The sequence below is a fragment of the Pantoea eucrina genome (assembly GCF_002095385.1).
GTDB classification, from domain to species: Bacteria; Pseudomonadota; Gammaproteobacteria; order Enterobacterales; family Enterobacteriaceae; genus Pantoea; species Pantoea eucrina.
This window is the reverse complement of record NZ_MIPP01000020.1, coordinates 1-19432: the sequence shown is the minus strand read 5'-3', so window position 1 is coordinate 19432 and position 19432 is coordinate 1. Positions and strand designations below refer to the sequence as shown.

Sequence of the window (19432 nt, the reverse complement as noted above, 5' to 3'; positions counted from 1 at the left end):
TCATGACCAGTACAGCAGGCGCGGGAACGCCGACGAAGCAGCTGCATAAATTTGGTGGCAGCAGCCTGGCGGATGCCAGCTGCTACCAGCGCGTAGCGGCCATTATGGCTGATTACAGTCAGCCAGGCGATCTCATGGTGGTCTCTGCCGCAGGCAGCACCACGAATCAGCTGATCGGCTGGCTGAAGCTGAGCCAGAGCGATCGCCTCTCGGCGCACCAGGTGCAGCAGACGCTTCGCCGCTACCACAGCGAGCTGATTGCTGCGCTGCTGCCAGCGGAGGCGGCCGACCGGCTGACTACCCTTTTTATCCGCGATCTGGAGCGCCTGGCGGCGCTACTGGATGGCGCGATAACTGAAGCGGTATATGCAGAAGTGGTCGGGCATGGCGAAATCTGGTCGGCGCGGCTGATGGCTGCGGTACTGAGTCAGCGCGATGTTGACGCCGCCTGGCTGGACGCACGTGATTTTCTGCGGGCGGAGCGCGCGGCTCAGCCGCAGGTGGATGAGGGAAAATCCTGGCCGCTGCTGCAGGCGCTGCTGGCGCAGCATCCGCATAAGCGTCTGGTCGTCACCGGTTTTATCAGTCGTAATGAGGCAGGTGAAACCGTGCTGCTGGGGCGCAACGGTTCTGACTATTCCGCTACCCAGATCGGGGCGCTCGCGGGTGCGGGGCGCGTGACCATCTGGAGCGATGTGGCTGGCGTCTATAGCGCCGATCCACGCAAAGTTTCCGATGCCTGCCTGCTGCCGCTGCTGCGGCTGGATGAAGCCAGCGAGCTGGCGCGACTGGCGGCGCCGGTACTCCATACCCGTACGCTGCAGCCGGTCTCCAGCAGCGATATCGATTTACAGCTGCGCTGCAGCTATCAGCCTGAGCAGGGTTCAACCCGTATTGAGCGCGTGCTGGCCTCCGGCACCGGCGCGCGTATTGTCACCAGTCACGACGATGTCTGTCTGGTGGAGATCCAGCTTGCTGAAGGTCACGATTTTGCTACGCAGCAAAAAGAGATTGATCAGCTGCTGAAGCGCGCCCAGCTGCGTCCGCTGGCAAGCGGCCTGCATCCCGATCGTCGCCTGCTGCAGCTCTGCTATACCGCAGAAGTGGTTAACAGTGCCTTTACGCTGCTGCAGGATGCGGCGCTGCCGGGCCATCTGCAGCTGCGCGATGGCATGGCGCTGGTGGCGCTGGTGGGAGCTGGCGTAACGCGCAATCCGCTGCACAGCCACCGTTTCTGGCAGCAGATTAAAGATCAGCCGGTTGAGTTTGTCTGGCAGTCAGAAGAGCATATCAGCCTGGTCGCGGTGCTGCGCACAGGACCGACCCGCCATCTGATTCAGGGACTGCATCAGTCGCTGTTTCGCGCAGAAAAACGTATCGGCCTGATGCTGTTCGGAAAGGGCAATATCGGCGCGCGCTGGCTGGAGCTGTTCGCCCGCGAGCAGGAAACGCTCTCCGCCCGTACCGGCTTTGAGTTTGTGCTGGCTGGCGTGGCTGACAGTCGTCGCAGCCTGCTGAGTTACGAAGGGCTGGATGCCAGCCGCACGCTGGCTTTTTTCGACGATGAAGCGCAGGCGCTGGATGAGGAGTCGCTGTTTCTGTGGATGCGCGCGCATCCGTTTGATGACCTGGTGGTGCTTGACGTAACCGCCAGCGCGCCGCTGGCGCAGCAGTATCTCGATTTTGCCAGTCACGGTTTTCACGTGATCAGCGCAAATAAAGTGGCTGGCGCATCAGACAGCCAGAGCTGGCGTCAGATCCGCGATGCCTTCGCCAAAACCGGGCGCCACTGGCTTTATAACGCGACGGTCGGTGCCGGTTTGCCGGTTAACCACACGGTACGCGACCTGCGCGAAAGTGGCGACTCAATACTCTCCATCAGCGGAATTTTCTCCGGCACGCTGTCGTGGCTGTTTTTGCAGTTTGACGGCAGCGTTCCCTTCAGCGAGCTGGTGGATCAGGCGTGGCAGCAGGGGCTGACTGAACCCGATCCGCGCGTCGATCTCTCCGGGCAGGATGTGAAGCGCAAGCTGGTGATCCTGGCGCGTGAGGCGGGCTACGATATCGAGCCGGATCAGGTGCGGGTAGAGTCGCTGGTACCAGTCGACTGTGAGGCGGAATCGGTTGATCACTTTTTTGAAAACGCAGACGAGCTGAATAACCAGATGCTGCAGCGCTACGAAGCGGCGCAGGAGCTGGGCCTGGTGCTGCGTTATGTGGCGCGCTTTGATGCCAGCGGTAAAGCCCGCGTCGGCGTGGAAGCGGTGCGGCCTGAACATCCACTGGCAGCGCTGCTGCCGTGCGATAACGTCTTTGCCATTGAGAGCCGCTGGTACCGCGATAATCCGCTGGTGATCCGCGGACCCGGTGCCGGACGTGATGTTACCGCGGGTGCGCTGCAGTCGGATCTGAACCGTCTCGCCCAGCTGCTTTAATCCGGACTGCTGCAGAGAGAATAAAAAAGGAGCCTGAGGCTCCTTTTTTTGTATCGGCTAACCGGTGTTGCGCATGCCGGCGGCCACGCCGGCGATGGTTACCATCAGCGCCTGCTCAACCCGCGCGTCCGGTTCGTCACCGCGTACTTCCTGCGCACGGGCGCGCAGCAGCAGCTCTGCCTGCAGCACGTTCAGGGGGTCGGTATACACGTTGCGCAGCGCAATGGATTCGGCAATCCACGGCTGATCCGCCATCAGATGCGCATCATTTGCAATGGTCAGCACCGCTTTAATATCCGCCTCCAGCTGGTCGCGCAGCTGTTTACCCAGCGGCCAGAGCGCTTTATCAACCAGGCGCTGATCGTAATACTCGGCCAGCCACAGGTCAGCTTTGGAGAAGACCATCTCCAGCATCCCGAGGCGGGTTGAGAAGAACGGCCAGTCGCGGCACATCGTTTCCAGCTGATCCTGATGGCCTTCATCCATCGCTTTCTGCAGCGCCGCGCCGGCGCCGAGCCAGGCTGGCAGCATCAGACGGTTTTGCGTCCAGGCAAAAATCCACGGAATGGCGCGCAGGGATTCAACGCCACCGGTCGGACGACGTTTAGCCGGACGTGAGCCCAGCGGCAGTTTGCCCAGCTCCTGCTCCGGTGTGGCAGAGCGGAAGTAGGGAACAAAGTCAGCATTTTCACGGACATAGCCGCGATACATGGCGCAGGAGTGCGCAGAAAGGCCGTTCATGATCTCCCGCCACTCCTGTTCAGGCTCCGGCGGCGGCATCAGGTTCGCTTCCAGAATGGCCCCGGTATAGAGCGAGAGGCTGGCGATGGTGACTTCCGGCAAGCCATATTTAAAGCGGATCATTTCGCCCTGTTCTGTCACGCGCAGGCCACCTTTAAGACTGCCCGGCGGCTGAGAGAGCAGTGCGGCGTGCGCAGGTGCGCCGCCACGGCCAATGGAGCCGCCGCGACCGTGGAACAGCGTCAGGGTAATGCCCGCTTTTTCACAGGTTTTAATCAGCGCGTCCTGCGCCTGATACTGTGCCCAGCTGGCCGCCATCACGCCGGCATCTTTTGCCGAGTCGGAATAGCCAATCATTACCATCTGTTTGCCGTTGATAAAGCCGCGATACCAGTCGATATTCAGCAGCTGCGTCATAACATCATTGGCGTTGTTCAGGTCATCCAGCGTTTCAAACAGTGGCGCGACTGGCATAGCGTACGGAATGCCCGCCTCTTTCAGCAGCAGATGAACCGCCAGCACGTCAGAAGGCGTTTTCGCCATAGAGATCACGTAGGCCGCGATGGAACCCTGCGGCGCTTCGGCGGCGACTTTACAGGTTTCCAGCACTTCGCGCGTGTTGTCGCCCGGCTCCCACTGACGCGGCAGCAGCGGACGTTTTGAATTGAGTTCGCGGATCAGAAACGCCTGTTTGTCCGCTTCTGACCAGCTTTCGTAGTCGCCGAGGCCGAGATAGCGCGTAACTTCCGCAATCGCTTCGGTATGACGGGTGCTCTCCTGGCGGATGTCGATGCGCACCAGCGGAACGCCAAAGCATTTTACCCGGCGCAGCGTGTCCAGCAGCTGGCCATTAGCGATAATGCTCATACCACACTGCTGCAGCGACTGATAAATAGCAAACAGCGGCTGCCAGAGCTGCTCATTGGAGACCAGCAGATCGGTCGGGCGCGGCAGGCGTTCGCCTTTCAGGCGCTGCTCCAGATATGCCTGCGTGTTCATCAGCTGGCTGCGCATGCGTTTCAGGATCATGCGGTAAGGTTCAATCGCGTCCGGATCGCCGCACATTACGCGCACTTCGTCGCTGCACTCCGACATCGACAGCTCAGAGATCAGCACCCCCACATCGCGCAGGAAGAGGTCGGCTGCTTTCCAGCGGCTCAGCTGCATAACGTGGCGGGTAATGGGCGCAGTCACGTTCGGGTTGCCGTCACGATCGCCGCCCATCCACGACGTGAATTTAATCGGCACAAAATCCACCGGCAGCTGAATGCCAAACGTCTCTTCAACCTGCTCATTCAGTTCACGCAGAAACGCGGGAACGCCCTCCCACAGGCTATTTTCCACGACAGCGAAGCCCCATTTCGCTTCATCGACCGGGGTAGGGCGATATTTACGGATCTCATCCGTATGCCACGCCTGCGCTACCAGCTGGCGCAGACGGCGCATCACCTGATTGCGCTCATAATCGGTGATATCAGCATGATCGAGCTGCTCAAGGCAGCTGTTCACTTCGCCGAGCTTGTGGATCAGGGTGCGGCGGGTAATTTCAGTCGGGTGTGCGGTCAGGACCAGCTCCAGCGACAGCTCTTCAATCGCCTGACGGATAGCCATTTCGCTGAGATCGTTATGCTGCTTCAGGCGCTCAAACGTCTTTTTCAGCAGCTCCGGATGGTTAGCGCCATCGCCGCTGCGTGAAATGGTCTGATACTGTTCAGCCACGTTAGTAAGGTTAAGAAACTGACTAAAGGCGCGGGCCACCGGCAGCAGCTCATCGTTAGAAAGGTTCTGCAGCGTTGACAGCAGCTCCCGGCGATGAGAGTCATTGCCTGCACGGGATGACTTAGAGAGTTTGCGGATGGTTTCCACCCGATCGAGAATGTTCTCTCCCAGTGCATCCTTTATCGTATCCCCGAGCAGTTTGCCGAGCATACTGACATTACTTCGCATTGCGGAATATTGTTCGTTCATTTGACCCTGACACCCTTATCGTCTTTTAACCCCTCTGGACCCAACCAGCGGGTATAACATCATCTTTTATCTAGCCACGATTTGTGAACTCCGTCAATTAGCCTGAACTGACGAAAACAGGCAGCTAACGTGCGGAAAGTGATAAGTTTTATCGGGGATAGAGAGAGATAAGTTATTCTTATCAGCAAACACCAGATAATGACGGGGCATTTTGCTGATTAAACAGTGAAATGCCCCGCAGATTATCTATCAGTGACAAAAATGCTGCACAACCTGCGTGATCAGGGCGTGAGTTGGCTTAATGAATGCGGTATCGATAAATTCATCCGGCTGATGCGCCTGCTCGATTGAACCTGGTCCCAGCACCAGCGTCGGGCAGATCTGCTGAATAAAAGGCGCTTCGGTACAGTAGTTGACCACTTCCGTCGGCACGCCCAGCAGCTTCTCCACCACCGTAACCAGTTCATGATCGGCCGGACACTCATAACCCGGAATAGGCGGATGCAGTTCGCCTACGGTCAGGCGGCCAGGCCAGCGGGCGCTCACCGGTGCCAGCGCTTCATTCAGCAAGCCATCCAGATCGTTCAGGCTCAGGCCCGGCAGCGGCCGGATATCCATATGCAGTTCGCAACAGGCGCAGATGCGGTTAGCCGCGTCACCACCATGAATATGACCAAAGTTCATAGTCGGATAAGGAATGGCAAAGCCATCATGGTGATAGCGCTCTTTCAGGGTATGGCGCAGCTTCATCAGTTCTGTAATAGAGGCGTGCATCAGCTCAATCGCATTCACGCCGCGCGCCGGATCGCTGGAGTGGCCTGACTGGCCCTCAATGCGGATAGCGTGTGAAAGGTGGCCTTTGTGGGCGCGCACCGGTTTGAGCGAAGTAGGCTCACCGATAATGGCGCAGTCGGGGCGCAGCCGGGCTGACTCAGAGAAATATTTGGCACCTGCCATCGTGGTCTCTTCGTCAGCGGTCGCCAGCACATAGAGCGGTTTTTTAAGCGTAGTGACGTCAACATCGCGCAGCGCATCGAGAATAAAGGCGAAGAAGCCTTTCATATCTGCCGTGCCCAGCCCGTAAAGTTTATTGTCATGTTCAGTCAGGACAAACGGATCGCGTGTCCAGCGTCCGTCATCAAAGGGTACGGTGTCAGTATGACCCGCCAGCAGCAGTCCGCCTGCGCCTTCACCGCTGCGCGCCAGCAGGTTGAACTTATGTCGCGTGCCCGGCACCGGCTGAACTTCAACGCTGAAGCCCAGATCGCGGAACCAGCCCGCCAGCAAATTGATTAAACTTTCGTTGCTCTGGTCAAGCGCGCTGTCGGTTGCGCTGATTGACGGTGAGGCGATCAACTGGCGGTAGAGTTCGATAAAAGGTGGAATTTTTGACTTCACTGTTGACGGTCCTTAGGTTAGGATGTATCAATATTCATGCACTAATAGTGAATAAAAATACATTAACGTCGTCTGCATGTGAACTGAAAAAGTGCAAACGGCATCGTGGGCAACGGGGCACGGCCGCGACCCGATACGTTGACTGTAAAAAGGTATACAGCCTGATGTTGAATACGCTGATCGTTGGTGCCAGTGGTTATGCTGGCGTAGAGCTTGCCACTTACCTGAATCGCCATCCGCATATGAACATAACCGCTTTAGCGGTTTCAGCGCAAAGCCCGGATGCCGGAAAATTGCTCTCCGATCTCCATCCGCAGCTGAAAGGTATCGTGGATCTGCCGCTGCAGCCGCTGAGCGATCCGGCGGCGTGGGCAGAGAAAGTAGATGTGGTGTTCCTCGCGACGGCGCATGAAGTCAGCCACGATCTGGCACCTGAATTTCTGAAAGCAGGCTGCGTGGTCTTCGATCTCTCAGGCGCCTTCCGGGTCAACGATGAGGCGTTCTACACCCGCTATTATGGCTTCAGTCATCAGCATCAGGCGTGGCTGGATAACGCGGTATATGGTCTGGCCGAATGGAATCACGAACGTATTAAAGAGGCCCAGCTGGTGGCCGTGCCTGGGTGCTATCCCACCGCAGCGCAGCTGGCGCTGAAGCCACTGCTCAAAGCGGATCTGCTGAATGACGCGCAGTGGCCGGTAATCAATGCCACCAGCGGCGTCAGCGGAGCCGGGCGTAAAGCCAGCGTCGCGACCAGCTTTTGCGAAGTGAGCCTGCAGCCCTACGGCCTGTTTAACCACCGTCATCATCCGGAAATAGTTGCCCATCTTGGCGCGCCGGTTATTTTTACCCCGCATCTGGGTAATTTTCCCCGCGGTATTCTCGCAACCATCACCTGCCGTCTGAAAGCGGGCATTACGCAGCAGGATGTGACCGATGCGTTTTATGCGGCCTATCACGACAAGCCGCTGGTGCGCCTCTATGACAACGGCGTACCGGCGCTGAAAGCGGTAGTGGGCCTGCCGTTCTGCGATATCGGTTTTGCCGTACAGGATGAGCATCTGATTGTGGTTGCGGCAGAAGATAACCTGCTGAAGGGTGCGTCATCACAGGCGATTCAGTGTCTGAATATTCGTTTCGGTTTCCCTGAAACGCTCTCTCTGATTTAACGGACGGATAACGTAACCATGAGCAATCCACTGATCATTAAACTGGGCGGCGTACTGCTGGATAGCGAAGAAGCACTGGCCCGGCTGTTTGATGCGCTGCTGGCGTATCGTAATGAACATCAGCGTCCGCTGGTGATTGTGCACGGCGGCGGCTGTCTGGTCGACGAACTGATGAAAAAGCTCGCGCTGCCGGTGAAAAAGAAAGATGGCCTGCGCGTTACACCCGCCGATCAAATCGACATTATTACCGGCGCGCTGGCGGGCACTGCGAATAAAACGCTGCTGGCGTGGGCAACCCGTTACGGCATTAATGCTGTCGGGCTGTGTCTGGGCGATGCCGGACTGGTCAGCGTCGCGCAGTTTGACGAAGAGCTGGGGCATGTCGGGCAGGCCACGCCGGGCAACCCTGCGCTGCTGAATACGCTGCTTAATGCAGGCTATATGCCGGTTATCAGCTCAATTGGCATCACTGCCGGCGGAGCGCTGATGAATGTGAATGCCGATCAGGCAGCGACGGCGCTGGCAGCCACTATCGGAGCCGATCTGGTGCTGCTCTCTGACGTCAGCGGCATTCTCGACGGCAAAGGCCAGCGCATCGCTGAAATGACCGCAGCGAAAGCGGAACAGCTGATTGCGCAGGGCATTATTACCGACGGTATGATTGTTAAAGTCAACGCTGCGCTGGATGCGGCACGCACGCTGGGCCGTCCGGTCGATATCGCCAGCTGGCGCCATGCTGAGCAGCTGCCCGACCTTTTCAACGGCGTGTCGATTGGCACCCGGATTCTCGCATAATCAAGGATTAAGACATGAGCACGCAAAACATTAAAAAAATCGTTCTGGCCTACTCAGGCGGCCTCGATACCTCAGCCATTATTCCATGGCTGAAAGAGAACTACGGCGGCTGCGAAGTTGTGGCGTTTGTCGCCAATATTGGTCAGGACCCGGCCGACCTGGAAGGCGTTGAGAAAAAAGCGCTGCAGTCGGGCGCATCTGAATGTCACGTAGTGGATCTGCGTGAAGAGTTCATCAGCGATTACGTCTATCCGGTGCTGCAGACCGGTGCCCTGTATGAAGGCACCTATCTGCTGGGCACGTCAATGGCGCGTCCTATCATTGCTAAAGCGCAGGTTGAACTGGCGCTGAAAGTGGGTGCTGACGCGCTGTGCCACGGCGCAACCGGTAAAGGCAACGACCAGGTGCGTTTCGAAACCACCTATACCGCGCTGGCACCACAGCTTAAAGTTGTTGCGCCATGGCGCGAGTGGGATCTGCGTTCGCGTGAGGCGCTGCTCGACTATCTGAAAGAGCGCAATATCCCGACGACCGCGTCGCTGGAGAAGATCTACAGCCGCGATGAGAACGCGTGGCACATCTCCACCGAAGGTGGCGTGCTGGAAAGCCCGTGGAATGCACCGAATAAAGATTGCTGGGTATGGACCGTGGATCCGCTTGAAGCGCCGGACCAGCCGGAAAATGTCACCGTGACCGTTGAAAAAGGCTGCGTGGTTGCCGTAAACGGCGAGCAGCTGAGCCCGTTCCAGTGCCTTGAAAAACTCAACGTACTGGGTGCTAAACATGGCGTTGGCCGGATCGATATCGTGGAAAACCGCCTGGTTGGCATCAAATCACGCGGCTGCTATGAAACCCCCGGCGGCACTATCATGGTAAACGCGCTGCGTGCGGTTGAGCAGCTGGTTCTGGATCGCGACAGCTTCAAATGGCGTGAGCAGCTGGGCCAGGAGATGTCTTACGTGGTATATGATGGCCGCTGGTTTGCACCGCTGCGCCAGTCTATTCAGGCGGCGGCGGCATCGCTGGCTGAAGAGGTCAACGGCGAAGTGGTTCTGCAGCTTTACAAAGGTCAGGCTACGGCGATTCAGAAGAAATCGGCTAACAGCCTCTACTCAGAAGAGTTCGCCACCTTTGGTGAAGATGAGGTGTATGACCATCGTCACGCGGGCGGCTTTATTCGCCTGTTCTCCCTCTCTTCGCGCATTCGTGCGCTAAACGAGCAGAAGAAGTAAGCACGCGGCAGCAGTTATATAAGGGCGGCTCAGGCCGCCTTTTTCAACACGATTTCAGGAGCAAGCAGATGGCACTTTGGGGCGGACGGTTCTCGCAGGCAGCAGACCAGCGGTTTAAACAGTTTAACGATTCACTGCGTTTTGATTACCGCCTGGCGGAGCAGGACATTACCGGCTCTGTGGCGTGGTCAAAAGCGCTGGTGACCGTGAACGTTTTAACCCCGACGGAACAGCAGCAGCTTGAAGCGGCGCTGAACGAGCTGCTGGCGGACGTACGCGCGAATCCGTCACAGATCCTGGAAAGCGATGCAGAAGATATTCACAGCTGGGTCGAGGGCAAGCTGATCGATAAGGTCGGGGCGCTGGGTAAAAAGCTGCATACCGGACGCAGCCGTAACGATCAGGTTGCCACCGATCTGAAGCTCTGGTGCAAAGAGCAGGTTGCCCTGCTGCTGGACGCGACGCGTCAGCTGCAGAGCGCGCTGGTGGCGACGGCAGAAGCGAATCAGGATGCCGTCATGCCGGGCTATACGCATCTGCAGCGCGCGCAGCCGGTTACATTCGCCCACTGGTGTCTGGCGTATACTGAAATGCTGGCGCGCGATGAGAGTCGTCTGCAGGATACGCTGAAGCGGCTGGATGTCAGCCCGCTGGGCTGTGGTGCGCTGGCCGGTACCGCTTATGAGATTGACCGCGAGCAGCTGGCAGGCTGGCTCGGTTTTGCTTCGGCAACGCGTAACAGCCTGGATACCGTATCCGATCGCGATCATGTGCTGGAGCTGCTCTCCGACGCGTCAATTGGCATGGTGCATCTGTCGCGCTTTGCAGAAGACCTGATTTTCTTTAACACGGGCGAGGCGGGCTTCGTCGAGCTGTCTGATAAAGTCACCTCAGGTTCATCGCTGATGCCGCAGAAGAAAAATCCGGATGCGCTGGAGCTGATTCGCGGTAAATGCGGCCGTGTCCAGGGCGCACTGACCGGCATGATGATGACGCTGAAAGGCCTGCCGCTGGCCTACAACAAAGATATGCAGGAAGATAAAGAAGGGCTGTTTGACGCGCTGGATACCTGGCTCGACTGTCTGCACATGTCAGTGCTGGTTCTGGATGGTATTCAGGTTAAACGTCCGCGTTGTCAGGAAGCGGCTGAACAGGGCTACGCTAATGCCACCGAGCTGGCAGACTATCTGGTCGCGAAAGGCGTGCCGTTCCGCGAGGCGCATCATATTGTGGGAGAAGCGGTCGTCGCGGCTATCCAGCAGGGTGTGGCGCTGGAAGCGCTGAGTCTGGCTCAGCTGAAGCAGTTCAGTGACGTCATCGAAGAGGATGTCTATCCGGTGCTTTCGCTGCAGTCCTGCCTCGACAAGCGTAACGCGCGCGGTGGTGTTGCGCCGCAGCAGGTAGCCCAGGCGATTCGCGAAGCACAGGCGCGTCTGCAATAGCCGCTCCCGGACGCTGGCCGGTTTGATATGCCATAAAAAAGCGGGCTTTATAAAAAGCCCGCCAACCTCTGGCTTCGGAATTGCATATTTTTATAGGCACATCATCAGCGTACCGGCACTCCCCGCCAGCACAGTGATTGGGTTCAGCAAAACAGATTTGCTGCGTAAAAAGCGTTTTTTGTAAAAGCGTTCAGCCCCGGCACATGTTCAGCAAATAAATAAATTTCTCTACAAATGCATGGGCTTAAATCAGTGAGCGCTATTATTCCCGTGCATAGCTTGATAGGGCCAATCGTTCGTTGCTATTCTATCTATCGCCACGGGCTATCGTGGTTTGGAGGATATTAATGAACATTCGCGATCTCGAGTATCTGGTTTCACTTGCGGAACACCGCCATTTCCGTCGCGCTGCTGATGCCTGTCATGTCAGTCAGCCGACTCTGAGCGGACAGATCCGCAAGCTGGAAGATGAACTGGGCGTCATGCTGCTGGAACGTACCAGCCGTAAAGTGCTGTTCACCCAGGCAGGATTACTGCTGGTTGATCAGGCGCGAACCGTACTGCGTGAGGTTAAGGTGCTGAAAGAGATGGCCAGCCAGCAGGGTGAAGCGATGTCCGGACCGCTGCATATCGGACTGATCCCCACGACCGGCCCCTATCTGCTGCCCAATATTATCCCTATGCTGCATCAGACTTTCCCGAAGCTGGAGATGTATCTGCATGAAGCACAGACTCAGCAGCTGCTGGCACAGCTCGACAGCGGGAAACTTGACTGCGCTATTCTGGCGCTGGTTAAAGAGAGTGAAGCCTTTATTGAAGTGCCGCTATTTGATGAGCCCATGAAGCTGGCGATCTACAAAGATCACCCGTGGCACGATCGCGATCGCGTGCCGATGTCCGATCTGGCGGGTGAAAAACTGCTGATGCTGGAAGATGGTCACTGCCTGCGCGACCAGGCGATGGGCTTCTGCTTTGAGGCGGGTGCGGACGAAGATACCCATTTTCGCGCCACCAGCCTGGAAACGCTGCGTAATATGGTGGCGGCCGGCAGTGGCATTACGCTACTGCCTTCACTGGCGGTGCCTAAAGAGCGCGTGCGCGATGGTGTCTGCTATCTGCCCTGTTATAAACCGGTACCGCAGCGCACTATCGCGCTGGTTTACCGGCCAGGTTCGCCTCTGCGCAGCCGCTATGAGCAGCTGGCAGAAGCAATCAAAACCCATATGCAGGGCCATTTTGACGCGGCGTTAAAACAGGCGGTTTAATCCGTTCAGCGCGGCCACGCGATAGGCTTCAGCCATGGTGGGGTAGTTAAAGGTGGTATTCACGAAATACTCAATCGTGTTACCGCCATTTTTCTGCTCCATAATGGCCTGACCGATGTGAATGATCTCCGCTGCGCGCTCACCAAAGCAGTGGATCCCCAGAATCTCTTTTGTCTCGCGGTGAAACAGGATTTTCAGGCTGCCGACGTGCATGCCAACAATCTGCGCGCGTGCCAGATGCTTAAACTGCGCACGACCCACTTCATAAGGCACTTTCATCGCGGTTAGCTGCTGCTCTGTTTTTCCTACCGAGCTGATTTCAGGAATGGTGTAGATACCGGTCGGAATATCTTCGATCAGATGCGCACTCGCTTCACCTTTGATGATCGCCTGAGCAGCAATACGCCCCTGATCGTAGGCGGCGGAAGCCAGGCTTGGATAGCCAATCACATCACCCACGGCATAAATATGTGGCTGCGCGGTCTGATACATACTGTTGACTTTGAGCAGGCCGCGTCCATCCGCTTCCAGACCCACGTTCTCCAGCGAAAGCGAGTCGGTGTTTCCGGTGCGGCCGTTCGCATACAGCAGACAATCCGCTTTGACTTTTTTGCCGGACTTCAGGTGCATGATCACGCCATCGCTGACGCCTTCAATCTTCTCAAACTCTTCGTTGTGACGGATCACCACACCGCTGTTCCAGAAGTGGTAAGAGAGAGAGTCGGACATCTCCTGATCGAGGAACGCCAGCAGACGATCGCGGGTGTTGATGAGATCGACCTTGACGTTAAGACCGCGGAAGATAGAGGCGTATTCGCAACCAATCACGCCGGCACCATAGATGATCACATGACCCGGTTCATGATGCAGGTTCAGGATAGAGTCGGAATCGTAGATGCGCGGGTGTGTAAAGTCGACGTCGGCCGGGTGATAGGGACGTGAGCCGCAGGCAATGACAAATTTTTCTGCCGTAAGCTGCTCGCGGGTGCCATCAGGCTGCTCCACCTCTATCGTGTTGGCATCAACAAAATGCGCGTCGCCCTGATAGAGTTCACAGCGGTTACGCTCATAAAAGCCCTGGCGCATGGCAGTCTGTTGACTGATAACATTTTCGGTGTGGTTAAGGATATCAGCGAACGAGGAGCGGAGAAGACGGGTATGATCGCTGTAGAGCGGGTTCTGATTGAATTCAATGATGCGGCTGACGGCATGACGCAGCGCTTTGGAAGGGATGGTTCCCCAGTGTGTACAACCGCCGCCAATGTTGTGGTAGCGTTCGATCACTGCGATGCGCGCTCCCTGCTTGACCAGCCCCATCGCCGCACCTTCGCCGCCCGGACCGGAGCCAATTACAATGGCATCGTAATCGTAAGACTTTTGCATACCAGTACGTCCTATTCTTCTATACATTTTTACAACGAGATTCTAACATCTCGCCGCGCACATCTGAATTCTAACAGTGAAAAATGCAGAAGTTTGACATTCAGTGAGGTTAACAGGCGGTGACAAAGTTTGCCCGGCTGTACGCTGAAAAGTTTGTTATAGTGAGCGCCTGATTACTCACAAGGCCGCAAAAATGGGCGTTCGGGCGCAACAAAAAGAACGTACAAGACGTTCGCTGATTGAAGCTGCATTCAGTCAGCTTAGTGCAGAAAGGAGTTTTGCCAGCCTGAGTTTACGCGAAGTGGCACGTGAAGCCGGCATTGCCCCAACCTCATTTTATCGTCACTTTCGCGATGTGGATGAGCTTGGACTGACCATGGTTGATGAGAGCGGGCTGATGCTGCGCCAGCTGATGCGCCAGGCGCGCCAGCGTATCGCGAAAGGCGGCAGCATCATTAAAACGTCGGTGGCAACCTTTATGGAGTTCATCGGCAACAACCCGAATGCGTTTCGGCTTCTGCTGCGCGAACGTTCCGGCACGTCAGCCGCCTTCCGCGCTGCTGTCGCCCGTGAGATCCAGCATTTTATCGCCGAACTGGCTGACTACCTTGAGCTGGAAAGCCGTATGCCGCGCAGCTTTACCGAAGCGCAGGCTGAGGCGATGGTGACCATTGTCTTTAGCGCCGGCGCTGAAGCGCTGGATGTCGACTCTGACCAGCGGCGTAAGCTGGAAGAGCGGCTGGTACTGCAGCTGCGTATGATCGCTAAAGGCGCCTACTACTGGTATCGCCGGGAACAAGAGCGGCTGGCCGTGACCCTGGAAATCCCTGACAAATAACGTGATAAGGATAATGAAATGATTGAGCAGCATCCTCGTGATAAAGGAACGTTATTACTCTCTTTTATCACTGGTTTAGCAATCAACGGCTCCTTTTCGGCGCTGTTCAGTAGCTTTGTGCCGTTTTCCATTTTTCCGCTGATAGCGCTTGGGCTGTCAGCATGGTGCCTGCATCAGCGTTATCTCAATCGCAATATGCCGGACGGCATGCCGTCACTGGCCGCGGCATTTTTTCTGCTGGGTATTCTGGTCTATAGCGCCATGGTGCGCGCAGAATATCCGGATATCGGCTCGAACTTCATTCCTGTCATTCTGATGACGGGACTGGTGTTCTGGATTGGCACGCGCTTCCGCCGCGCCAGAAGCCGGCAGTAAAAAAAACGGGAACCTGCGGGTTCCCGTTTTTTTATGCTTTGCGCGTCAGCAATACGCCGCATTCCATATGGTGGGTGTACGGGAACTGATCGAACAGCGCCAGCCGCTCAATCTGATGCGTGCCTGACAGCGCGGCCAGATTGTCGCACAGGGTCTGCGGGTTACAGGAGATATACAGAATACGCGGATACGCCTGCACCATTTTTACCGTTTCATCATCCAGCCCGCTGCGTGGCGGATCGACAAAAATTGTCTCGCACTGATAGCTGCTGAGATCGATGCCTTCCAGCCGGTTAAAGCTGCGCACGCCGTTCATGGCCTGGGTAAACTCTTCCGCTGCCATACGTATAATCTGCACGTTATCGATCTGATTCACGGCGATATTGTACTGAGCCGACGCCACCGAGGGCTTGGCTATCTCTGTGGCCAGTACGCGGCGGAAATTGCGCGCCAGCGCCAGCGAAAAGTTACCGTTACCGCAGTAAAGCTCCAGCAGGTCGCCACGCGACTGCTGCGTAACATCCAGCGCCCACTCCAGCATCTGAATATTCATGGCGGCATTAGGCTGGGTAAAGCTGTTTTCCACCTGGCGGTAAATCAGCTCTTTGCCCGCCACTGGCAGACGCTCATCCACGTAGTCGCGATCCAGACAGATTTTGGTTTTGGTCGCGCGTCCAATCAGCTGTACATCAAATCCTTCAGCGCGCAGCTGGTCACGCAGCGCGCTGGCGGCGGCATGCCACTCTTCTTCCAGTTTGCGATGATAAAGCAGGGAGATCACAATCTGGTTGCTCAGCGTGGAGAGATAATCGATCTGGAACAGCTTAAAGCGCAGCACCTGATTATCACGTACCGCTGCTATCAGCCTGGGCATCATCTGATTAATCAGCTCGCTGGCGGCCGGAAAGCTGTCCACGCGAATGCGCTGTTTGGTCGCCTGGTCGAAGATGATGTGATAGAGGTCGTCACCGTCGTGCCAGATGCGAAACTCTGCGCGCATACGGTAGTGACTGACCGGCGATCGGAACACCTCCACGTCAGGCGCGGTGAAAGGGGTCATCATCGTCTGTAAACGGCTGACTTTTTCAGCGAGTTGCGCGTCATACTGGTCAATCGGGAGCTGTTCGGGTGTCATCTTCAATCCTGGTAATAAGCCTGCTTGCCGGGCGATTGTAGGCATTCAACTGCTGATGTCCAGCCCAACCGAACGTCAGAAAGCGGGAGGGGTGGATCGGCGGCGGGCTTAACCGTAGACTGCGACCGCCGGCCTCATTGAGTTAAAAGGGAATCCAGTGCAAATCTGGAGCTGACGCGCAGCGGTAAAAGAATGTCGTGGTGATCGCCCAGGCAGACACTGTCCTGACGGATGGGAAGTCTTCACCATTTATGGTTCTCAGCCCGAAGACCTGCCGGTGTATCGTCGCAAACGCTGAGATCATCGCGTGCTATCGATCTCAGGCCTGCGGCATCCGGCTCGATCCTTTGGATGCTATAACAATGAAAATAACCTCTGCTTCGCTGTTCGCCCTGAGTGCAACAGCGCTGTCGCTCTGGGCGCCCTCTGGCTATGCCCGGCAAAATGATAATACGCAACTTGTCACCGCTAACCGTTTTCAGCAGCCGGTCAGCAGCGTGCTGGCACCGGGTGAGGTGATCACGCGGGAAGATATCGATCGCTGGCAGGCTAAATCGCTGACGGATGTCATGCGGCGCCTGCCGGGCGTGGATATTGCGCAAAACGGTGGTCCGGGCCAGACCAGTTACATCTATATTCGCGGTGCGGAAGCGCGTCATACGCTGGTGCTGATTGATGGGATCCCGCTGGCGAAGTCGGGGATCACCGGCATCGCTGACTTTAGCCAGATTCCGCTGGCGTTGATTCAGCGTATTGAGCTGATCCGCGGACCACGCTCCGCCGTTTACGGCGCCGATGCCATTGGCGGCGTGGTGAACATCATTACTGAGAACAGTGAGCCAGGCGGGCAGATAACGGCGGGCCTCGGGTCGAATCGCTATCAGGAGTATGATGCGGCGCTGCGACACAAGGTGGGCGAGGATACGCTGGTAACCGTAGCGGGGGCCTTTCAGTCGACGCGCGGCTATAACATCCAGCCGCAGTCGGCGTACGCAGTGGATGGCGATCGGGACGGCTTTCGCAGTAAAACATTCTGGGCCGGTGTGAATCACCGTTTCAGCGACAGTTTATCCGCCTTCTTTCGCGGCTACGGCTACGGCAATAATAGTGCGTATGATGCAGGCTATCAGGACGGCAGTGATAAACGGCAGATTTATAATCATACCTATGAAGGCGGTATGAAGTTCAGTGAAGAGCGCTACTCTTCGGAACTGAGCTACAGCTACCAGCGCTATAAAGATTACAACTATGCCAGTACGCTCGGCCTCTATCGTCCGGGCACGTCGCTGGATGATATGAGCCAGCGCAATCTGCAGTGGGGTAACAGTGTTGCCATGGCGCATGGCACACTCAGCGCCGGCATCGACTGGCAGCAGCAGAAACTGGCGTCCAGCGATCGGTTCAGCGCTGACAATTACACGCGTAACAGCACCGGTTACTATCTGACTACGCAGCAGCAGTTCAATACGCTTACGCTGGAAGGTGCGCTGCGCGGTGACGATAACAACCAGTTTGGCTGGAACGGCACGTGGCAGGCAGCGGCGGGATGGGCGTTTATGCCCGATTATCGCCTCATCCTTTCGTATGGCACCGCTTTCCAGGCACCTACACTGGGGCAGATGTATGGGCAGAGCCGTCTGTTTATTGCATCCAATCCCGATCTCCGGGCTGAGAGGTCACATCAGATTGAAACCGGTCTCGAAGGACTCAGCGGTCCGGTCGAATGGCACCTCTACCTTTACCAGAATAAAATCAATAACCTGATCGACTACAGAGCTGACGAAAACTTTACTGGCACCTACTACAACGTACAGTCAGCGACGATTAAAGGCGTGGAGTGGAGCGGCAGTGCAGATACCGGTATTTTTACCCACCGTATCACGCTGCAATATATCGATCCGCGCCGCGATGACGATAATGAGGTGCTGGCACACCGTTCCCGCCAGCAATATAAGTATCAGCTGGACTGGACCGCACTGGATATCGACTTTGATCTCGCCTGGCAATATTTTGGTAAAAGCTACAACAACAATACCAACCAGTACGCAGCAACACAGCGTCGCATGCCGGGTTATAGCCTGGTTGATTTCTCAGCTGCGTATCCGGTCACGTCTCATCTGACAGTTCGTGGTAAAATTGCCAATCTGTTGGATAAGGATTATGAGACGGTTTATGGCTATCGCACACCTGGACGAGAATACTACCTTAGCGCCAGCTACAGCTTCTGATCTCCGTCCCACCGTGCTGGTGTTTGATTCCGGCGTAGGTGGGCTTTCCGTCTATGATGAAGTCCGGCAGCTGCTGCCGGACCTGCACTATCTCTACGCTTTCGATAATGAAGGGTTTCCCTATGGCGAGAAAACGGAAACGTACATTGTTGAACGCGTAGTGGCAGTGGTCACGGCCATTACGCAGCGTTTTCCGCTCGCATTAGTCATCATTGCCTGTAACTCGGCCAGTACCGTCTCTTTACCTGCACTGCGCGAACGCTTTGCGTTTCCGGTCGTCGGCGTGGTGCCGGCAATTAAACCGGCGGCTCGCCTGACACGTAACGGGGTAGTCGGGCTGCTGGCAACGCGGGGAACGGTAAAGCGTCCTTATACCCATGAACTGGTGAAACAGTTTGCCCGGGAGTGCACCATTGAGATGCTGGGGTCTGCTGAGCTGGTGGAACTGGCAGAGGCGAAGCTGCATGGTGAACCGGTATCACTGAATGATGTTCGCCGGGCAGTGCAACCCTGGTTACGTATGAAAGAGCCGCCGGATACGGTCGTGCTGGGCTGCACGCACTTTCCACTGCTGCGCGATGAACTGCAGCAGGTTCTGCCGGATGGAACCCGGCTGGTTGATTCCGGTGCTGCTATAGCCAGGCGTACCGTCTGGCTGCTTGAGCACGAGGCGCCTGATGCGGCTTCTGCTGACAGCAACATCGCGTTTTGCACGTCTATGGATGAAGAAGCGGTACAGTTATCCGGCGTTTTACAGCGTTATGGCTTTCCGTTGCTCGAAAAACTGGCAGTTTGAGGCGGTTTCGCTGAAAAAAACAACACTCAGAAAATAATTCAAAATTAGCACTTGTCAGCCCGGAAGAACTCCCTATAATGCGCCTCCACTGACACGGCACAACGGCTTACGAAGCGTCGCGTTAAGCAGGTGGCTTTTACAGCAACCTTCAGAAAAGCAAAAATAAATGCTTGACTGAAAATGCGGAAAGCGTAATATACGCATCCCGCGCCGCTTGAGAAATCGCGGCACT

At 56.5% G+C, this 19432-nt stretch carries 15 protein-coding genes and 1 riboswitch; of the genes, 10 read left to right on the top strand and 5 right to left on the bottom strand.

Annotated elements, in window-relative coordinates:
- Nucleotides 1–2 precede the first annotated feature (2 nt).
- Entirely contained in the window at nucleotides 3–2435 is a 2433-nt protein-coding gene (locus HA43_RS10395) for a bifunctional aspartate kinase/homoserine dehydrogenase II (protein WP_039381176.1), read from the top strand.
- Between the two features lie 57 nt (nucleotides 2436–2492).
- Here the strand turns inward: HA43_RS10395 and ppc are convergent, their stop codons facing one another.
- A complete protein-coding gene (ppc, locus tag HA43_RS10390) occupies nucleotides 2493–5144 on the bottom strand; it encodes a phosphoenolpyruvate carboxylase (protein ID WP_094111625.1) in 2652 nt (883 codons plus the stop codon).
- Nucleotides 5145–5393: 249 nt separating this feature from the next.
- Complete coding sequence (gene argE, locus HA43_RS10385; protein WP_039381171.1) at nucleotides 5394–6542, bottom strand: acetylornithine deacetylase; 1149 nt, start codon at nucleotides 6540–6542, stop codon at nucleotides 5394–5396.
- 164 nt (nucleotides 6543–6706) lie between these two features.
- Here argE and argC point away from each other — a divergent pair, with 164 nt between their 5' ends.
- The 5 genes from argC (at nucleotide 6707) to oxyR (ending at nucleotide 12445) form a co-directional block, all read left to right on the top strand.
- Entirely contained in the window at nucleotides 6707–7711 is a 1005-nt protein-coding gene (gene argC / locus HA43_RS10380) for an N-acetyl-gamma-glutamyl-phosphate reductase (RefSeq protein WP_039381168.1), read from the top strand.
- An 18-nt stretch (nucleotides 7712–7729) separates the two neighbouring features.
- Entirely contained in the window at nucleotides 7730–8506 is a 777-nt protein-coding gene (gene argB, locus HA43_RS10375) for an acetylglutamate kinase (protein ID WP_039381166.1), read from the top strand.
- 14 nt (nucleotides 8507–8520) lie between these two features.
- A complete protein-coding gene (locus HA43_RS10370) occupies nucleotides 8521–9738 on the top strand; it encodes an argininosuccinate synthase (protein WP_039381164.1) in 1218 nt (405 codons plus the stop codon).
- A 68-nt stretch (nucleotides 9739–9806) separates the two neighbouring features.
- Nucleotides 9807–11180 (top strand): argininosuccinate lyase, encoded by a 1374-nt coding sequence (gene argH / locus HA43_RS10365; RefSeq protein WP_094111624.1) that lies wholly within the window; start codon nucleotides 9807–9809, stop codon nucleotides 11178–11180.
- A 347-nt stretch (nucleotides 11181–11527) separates the two neighbouring features.
- Nucleotides 11528–12445: a DNA-binding transcriptional regulator OxyR gene (gene oxyR, locus HA43_RS10360; RefSeq protein ID WP_039381159.1), complete on the top strand. Its 918-nt coding sequence runs from the start codon at nucleotides 11528–11530 to the stop codon at nucleotides 12443–12445.
- Here oxyR and sthA read toward each other — a convergent pair.
- Nucleotides 12428–13828, bottom strand: a complete 1401-nt coding sequence (gene sthA, locus HA43_RS10355) for a Si-specific NAD(P)(+) transhydrogenase (protein ID WP_039381156.1) — start codon at nucleotides 13826–13828, stop codon at nucleotides 12428–12430. The genes oxyR and sthA overlap by 18 nt on opposite strands.
- A 193-nt stretch (nucleotides 13829–14021) precedes the next feature.
- On the opposite strand from sthA, the gene fabR reads away from it, so the two are divergent.
- Nucleotides 14022–14666, top strand: a complete 645-nt coding sequence (gene fabR / locus HA43_RS10350; protein WP_094111623.1) for an HTH-type transcriptional repressor FabR — start codon at nucleotides 14022–14024, stop codon at nucleotides 14664–14666.
- A gap of 18 nt (nucleotides 14667–14684) precedes the next feature.
- Nucleotides 14685–15041 (top strand): YijD family membrane protein, encoded by a 357-nt coding sequence (locus HA43_RS10345; RefSeq protein ID WP_039381151.1) that lies wholly within the window; start codon nucleotides 14685–14687, stop codon nucleotides 15039–15041.
- Nucleotides 15042–15072: 31 nt separating this feature from the next.
- Here HA43_RS10345 and trmA read toward each other — a convergent pair whose 3' ends face one another.
- Nucleotides 15073–16176, bottom strand: coding sequence for a tRNA (uridine(54)-C5)-methyltransferase TrmA (gene trmA, locus HA43_RS10340; RefSeq protein ID WP_094111622.1), 1104 nt, complete (start codon nucleotides 16174–16176; stop codon nucleotides 15073–15075).
- Nucleotides 16177–16289: 113 nt separating this feature from the next.
- A riboswitch (cobalamin riboswitch) is annotated at nucleotides 16290–16469 on the top strand.
- A gap of 69 nt (nucleotides 16470–16538) precedes the next feature.
- Between trmA and btuB the strand changes: the two genes are divergently transcribed.
- On the top strand, nucleotides 16539–18404 hold the full coding sequence (gene btuB / locus HA43_RS10335; protein WP_094111621.1) for a TonB-dependent vitamin B12 receptor BtuB: 1866 nt from the start codon (nucleotides 16539–16541) through the stop codon (nucleotides 18402–18404).
- Entirely contained in the window at nucleotides 18349–19200 is an 852-nt protein-coding gene (murI, locus tag HA43_RS10330; protein WP_094111620.1) for a glutamate racemase, read from the top strand. The genes btuB and murI overlap by 56 nt, the downstream gene beginning before the upstream one ends.
- Before the next feature lie 44 nt (nucleotides 19201–19244).
- Here the strand turns inward: murI and HA43_RS19060 are convergent.
- Nucleotides 19245–19432: hypothetical protein (locus HA43_RS19060; RefSeq protein WP_211279577.1), on the bottom strand; the 188-nt coding region annotated here is incomplete at its 5' end.

Coding starts and splice junctions, on each gene's coding strand:
- sthA (WP_039381156.1), bottom strand. CDS start 13,828: ATGCAAAAGTCTTACGATTACGATGCCATTGTAATTGGCTCCGGTCCG.
- btuB (WP_094111621.1), top strand. CDS start 16,539: ATGAAAATAACCTCTGCTTCGCTGTTCGCCCTGAGTGCAACAGCGCTG.
- ppc (WP_094111625.1), bottom strand. CDS start 5,144: ATGAACGAACAATATTCCGCAATGCGAAGTAATGTCAGTATGCTCGGC.
- murI (WP_094111620.1), top strand. CDS start 18,349: ATGGCTATCGCACACCTGGACGAGAATACTACCTTAGCGCCAGCTACA.
- fabR (WP_094111623.1), top strand. CDS start 14,022: ATGGGCGTTCGGGCGCAACAAAAAGAACGTACAAGACGTTCGCTGATT.
- argC (WP_039381168.1), top strand. CDS start 6,707: ATGTTGAATACGCTGATCGTTGGTGCCAGTGGTTATGCTGGCGTAGAG.
- HA43_RS10395 (WP_039381176.1), top strand. CDS start 3: ATGACCAGTACAGCAGGCGCGGGAACGCCGACGAAGCAGCTGCATAAA.
- oxyR (WP_039381159.1), top strand. CDS start 11,528: ATGAACATTCGCGATCTCGAGTATCTGGTTTCACTTGCGGAACACCGC.
- argB (WP_039381166.1), top strand. CDS start 7,730: ATGAGCAATCCACTGATCATTAAACTGGGCGGCGTACTGCTGGATAGC.
- argH (WP_094111624.1), top strand. CDS start 9,807: ATGGCACTTTGGGGCGGACGGTTCTCGCAGGCAGCAGACCAGCGGTTT.
- HA43_RS10345 (WP_039381151.1), top strand. CDS start 14,685: ATGATTGAGCAGCATCCTCGTGATAAAGGAACGTTATTACTCTCTTTT.
- HA43_RS10370 (WP_039381164.1), top strand. CDS start 8,521: ATGAGCACGCAAAACATTAAAAAAATCGTTCTGGCCTACTCAGGCGGC.
- trmA (WP_094111622.1), bottom strand. CDS start 16,176: ATGACACCCGAACAGCTCCCGATTGACCAGTATGACGCGCAACTCGCT.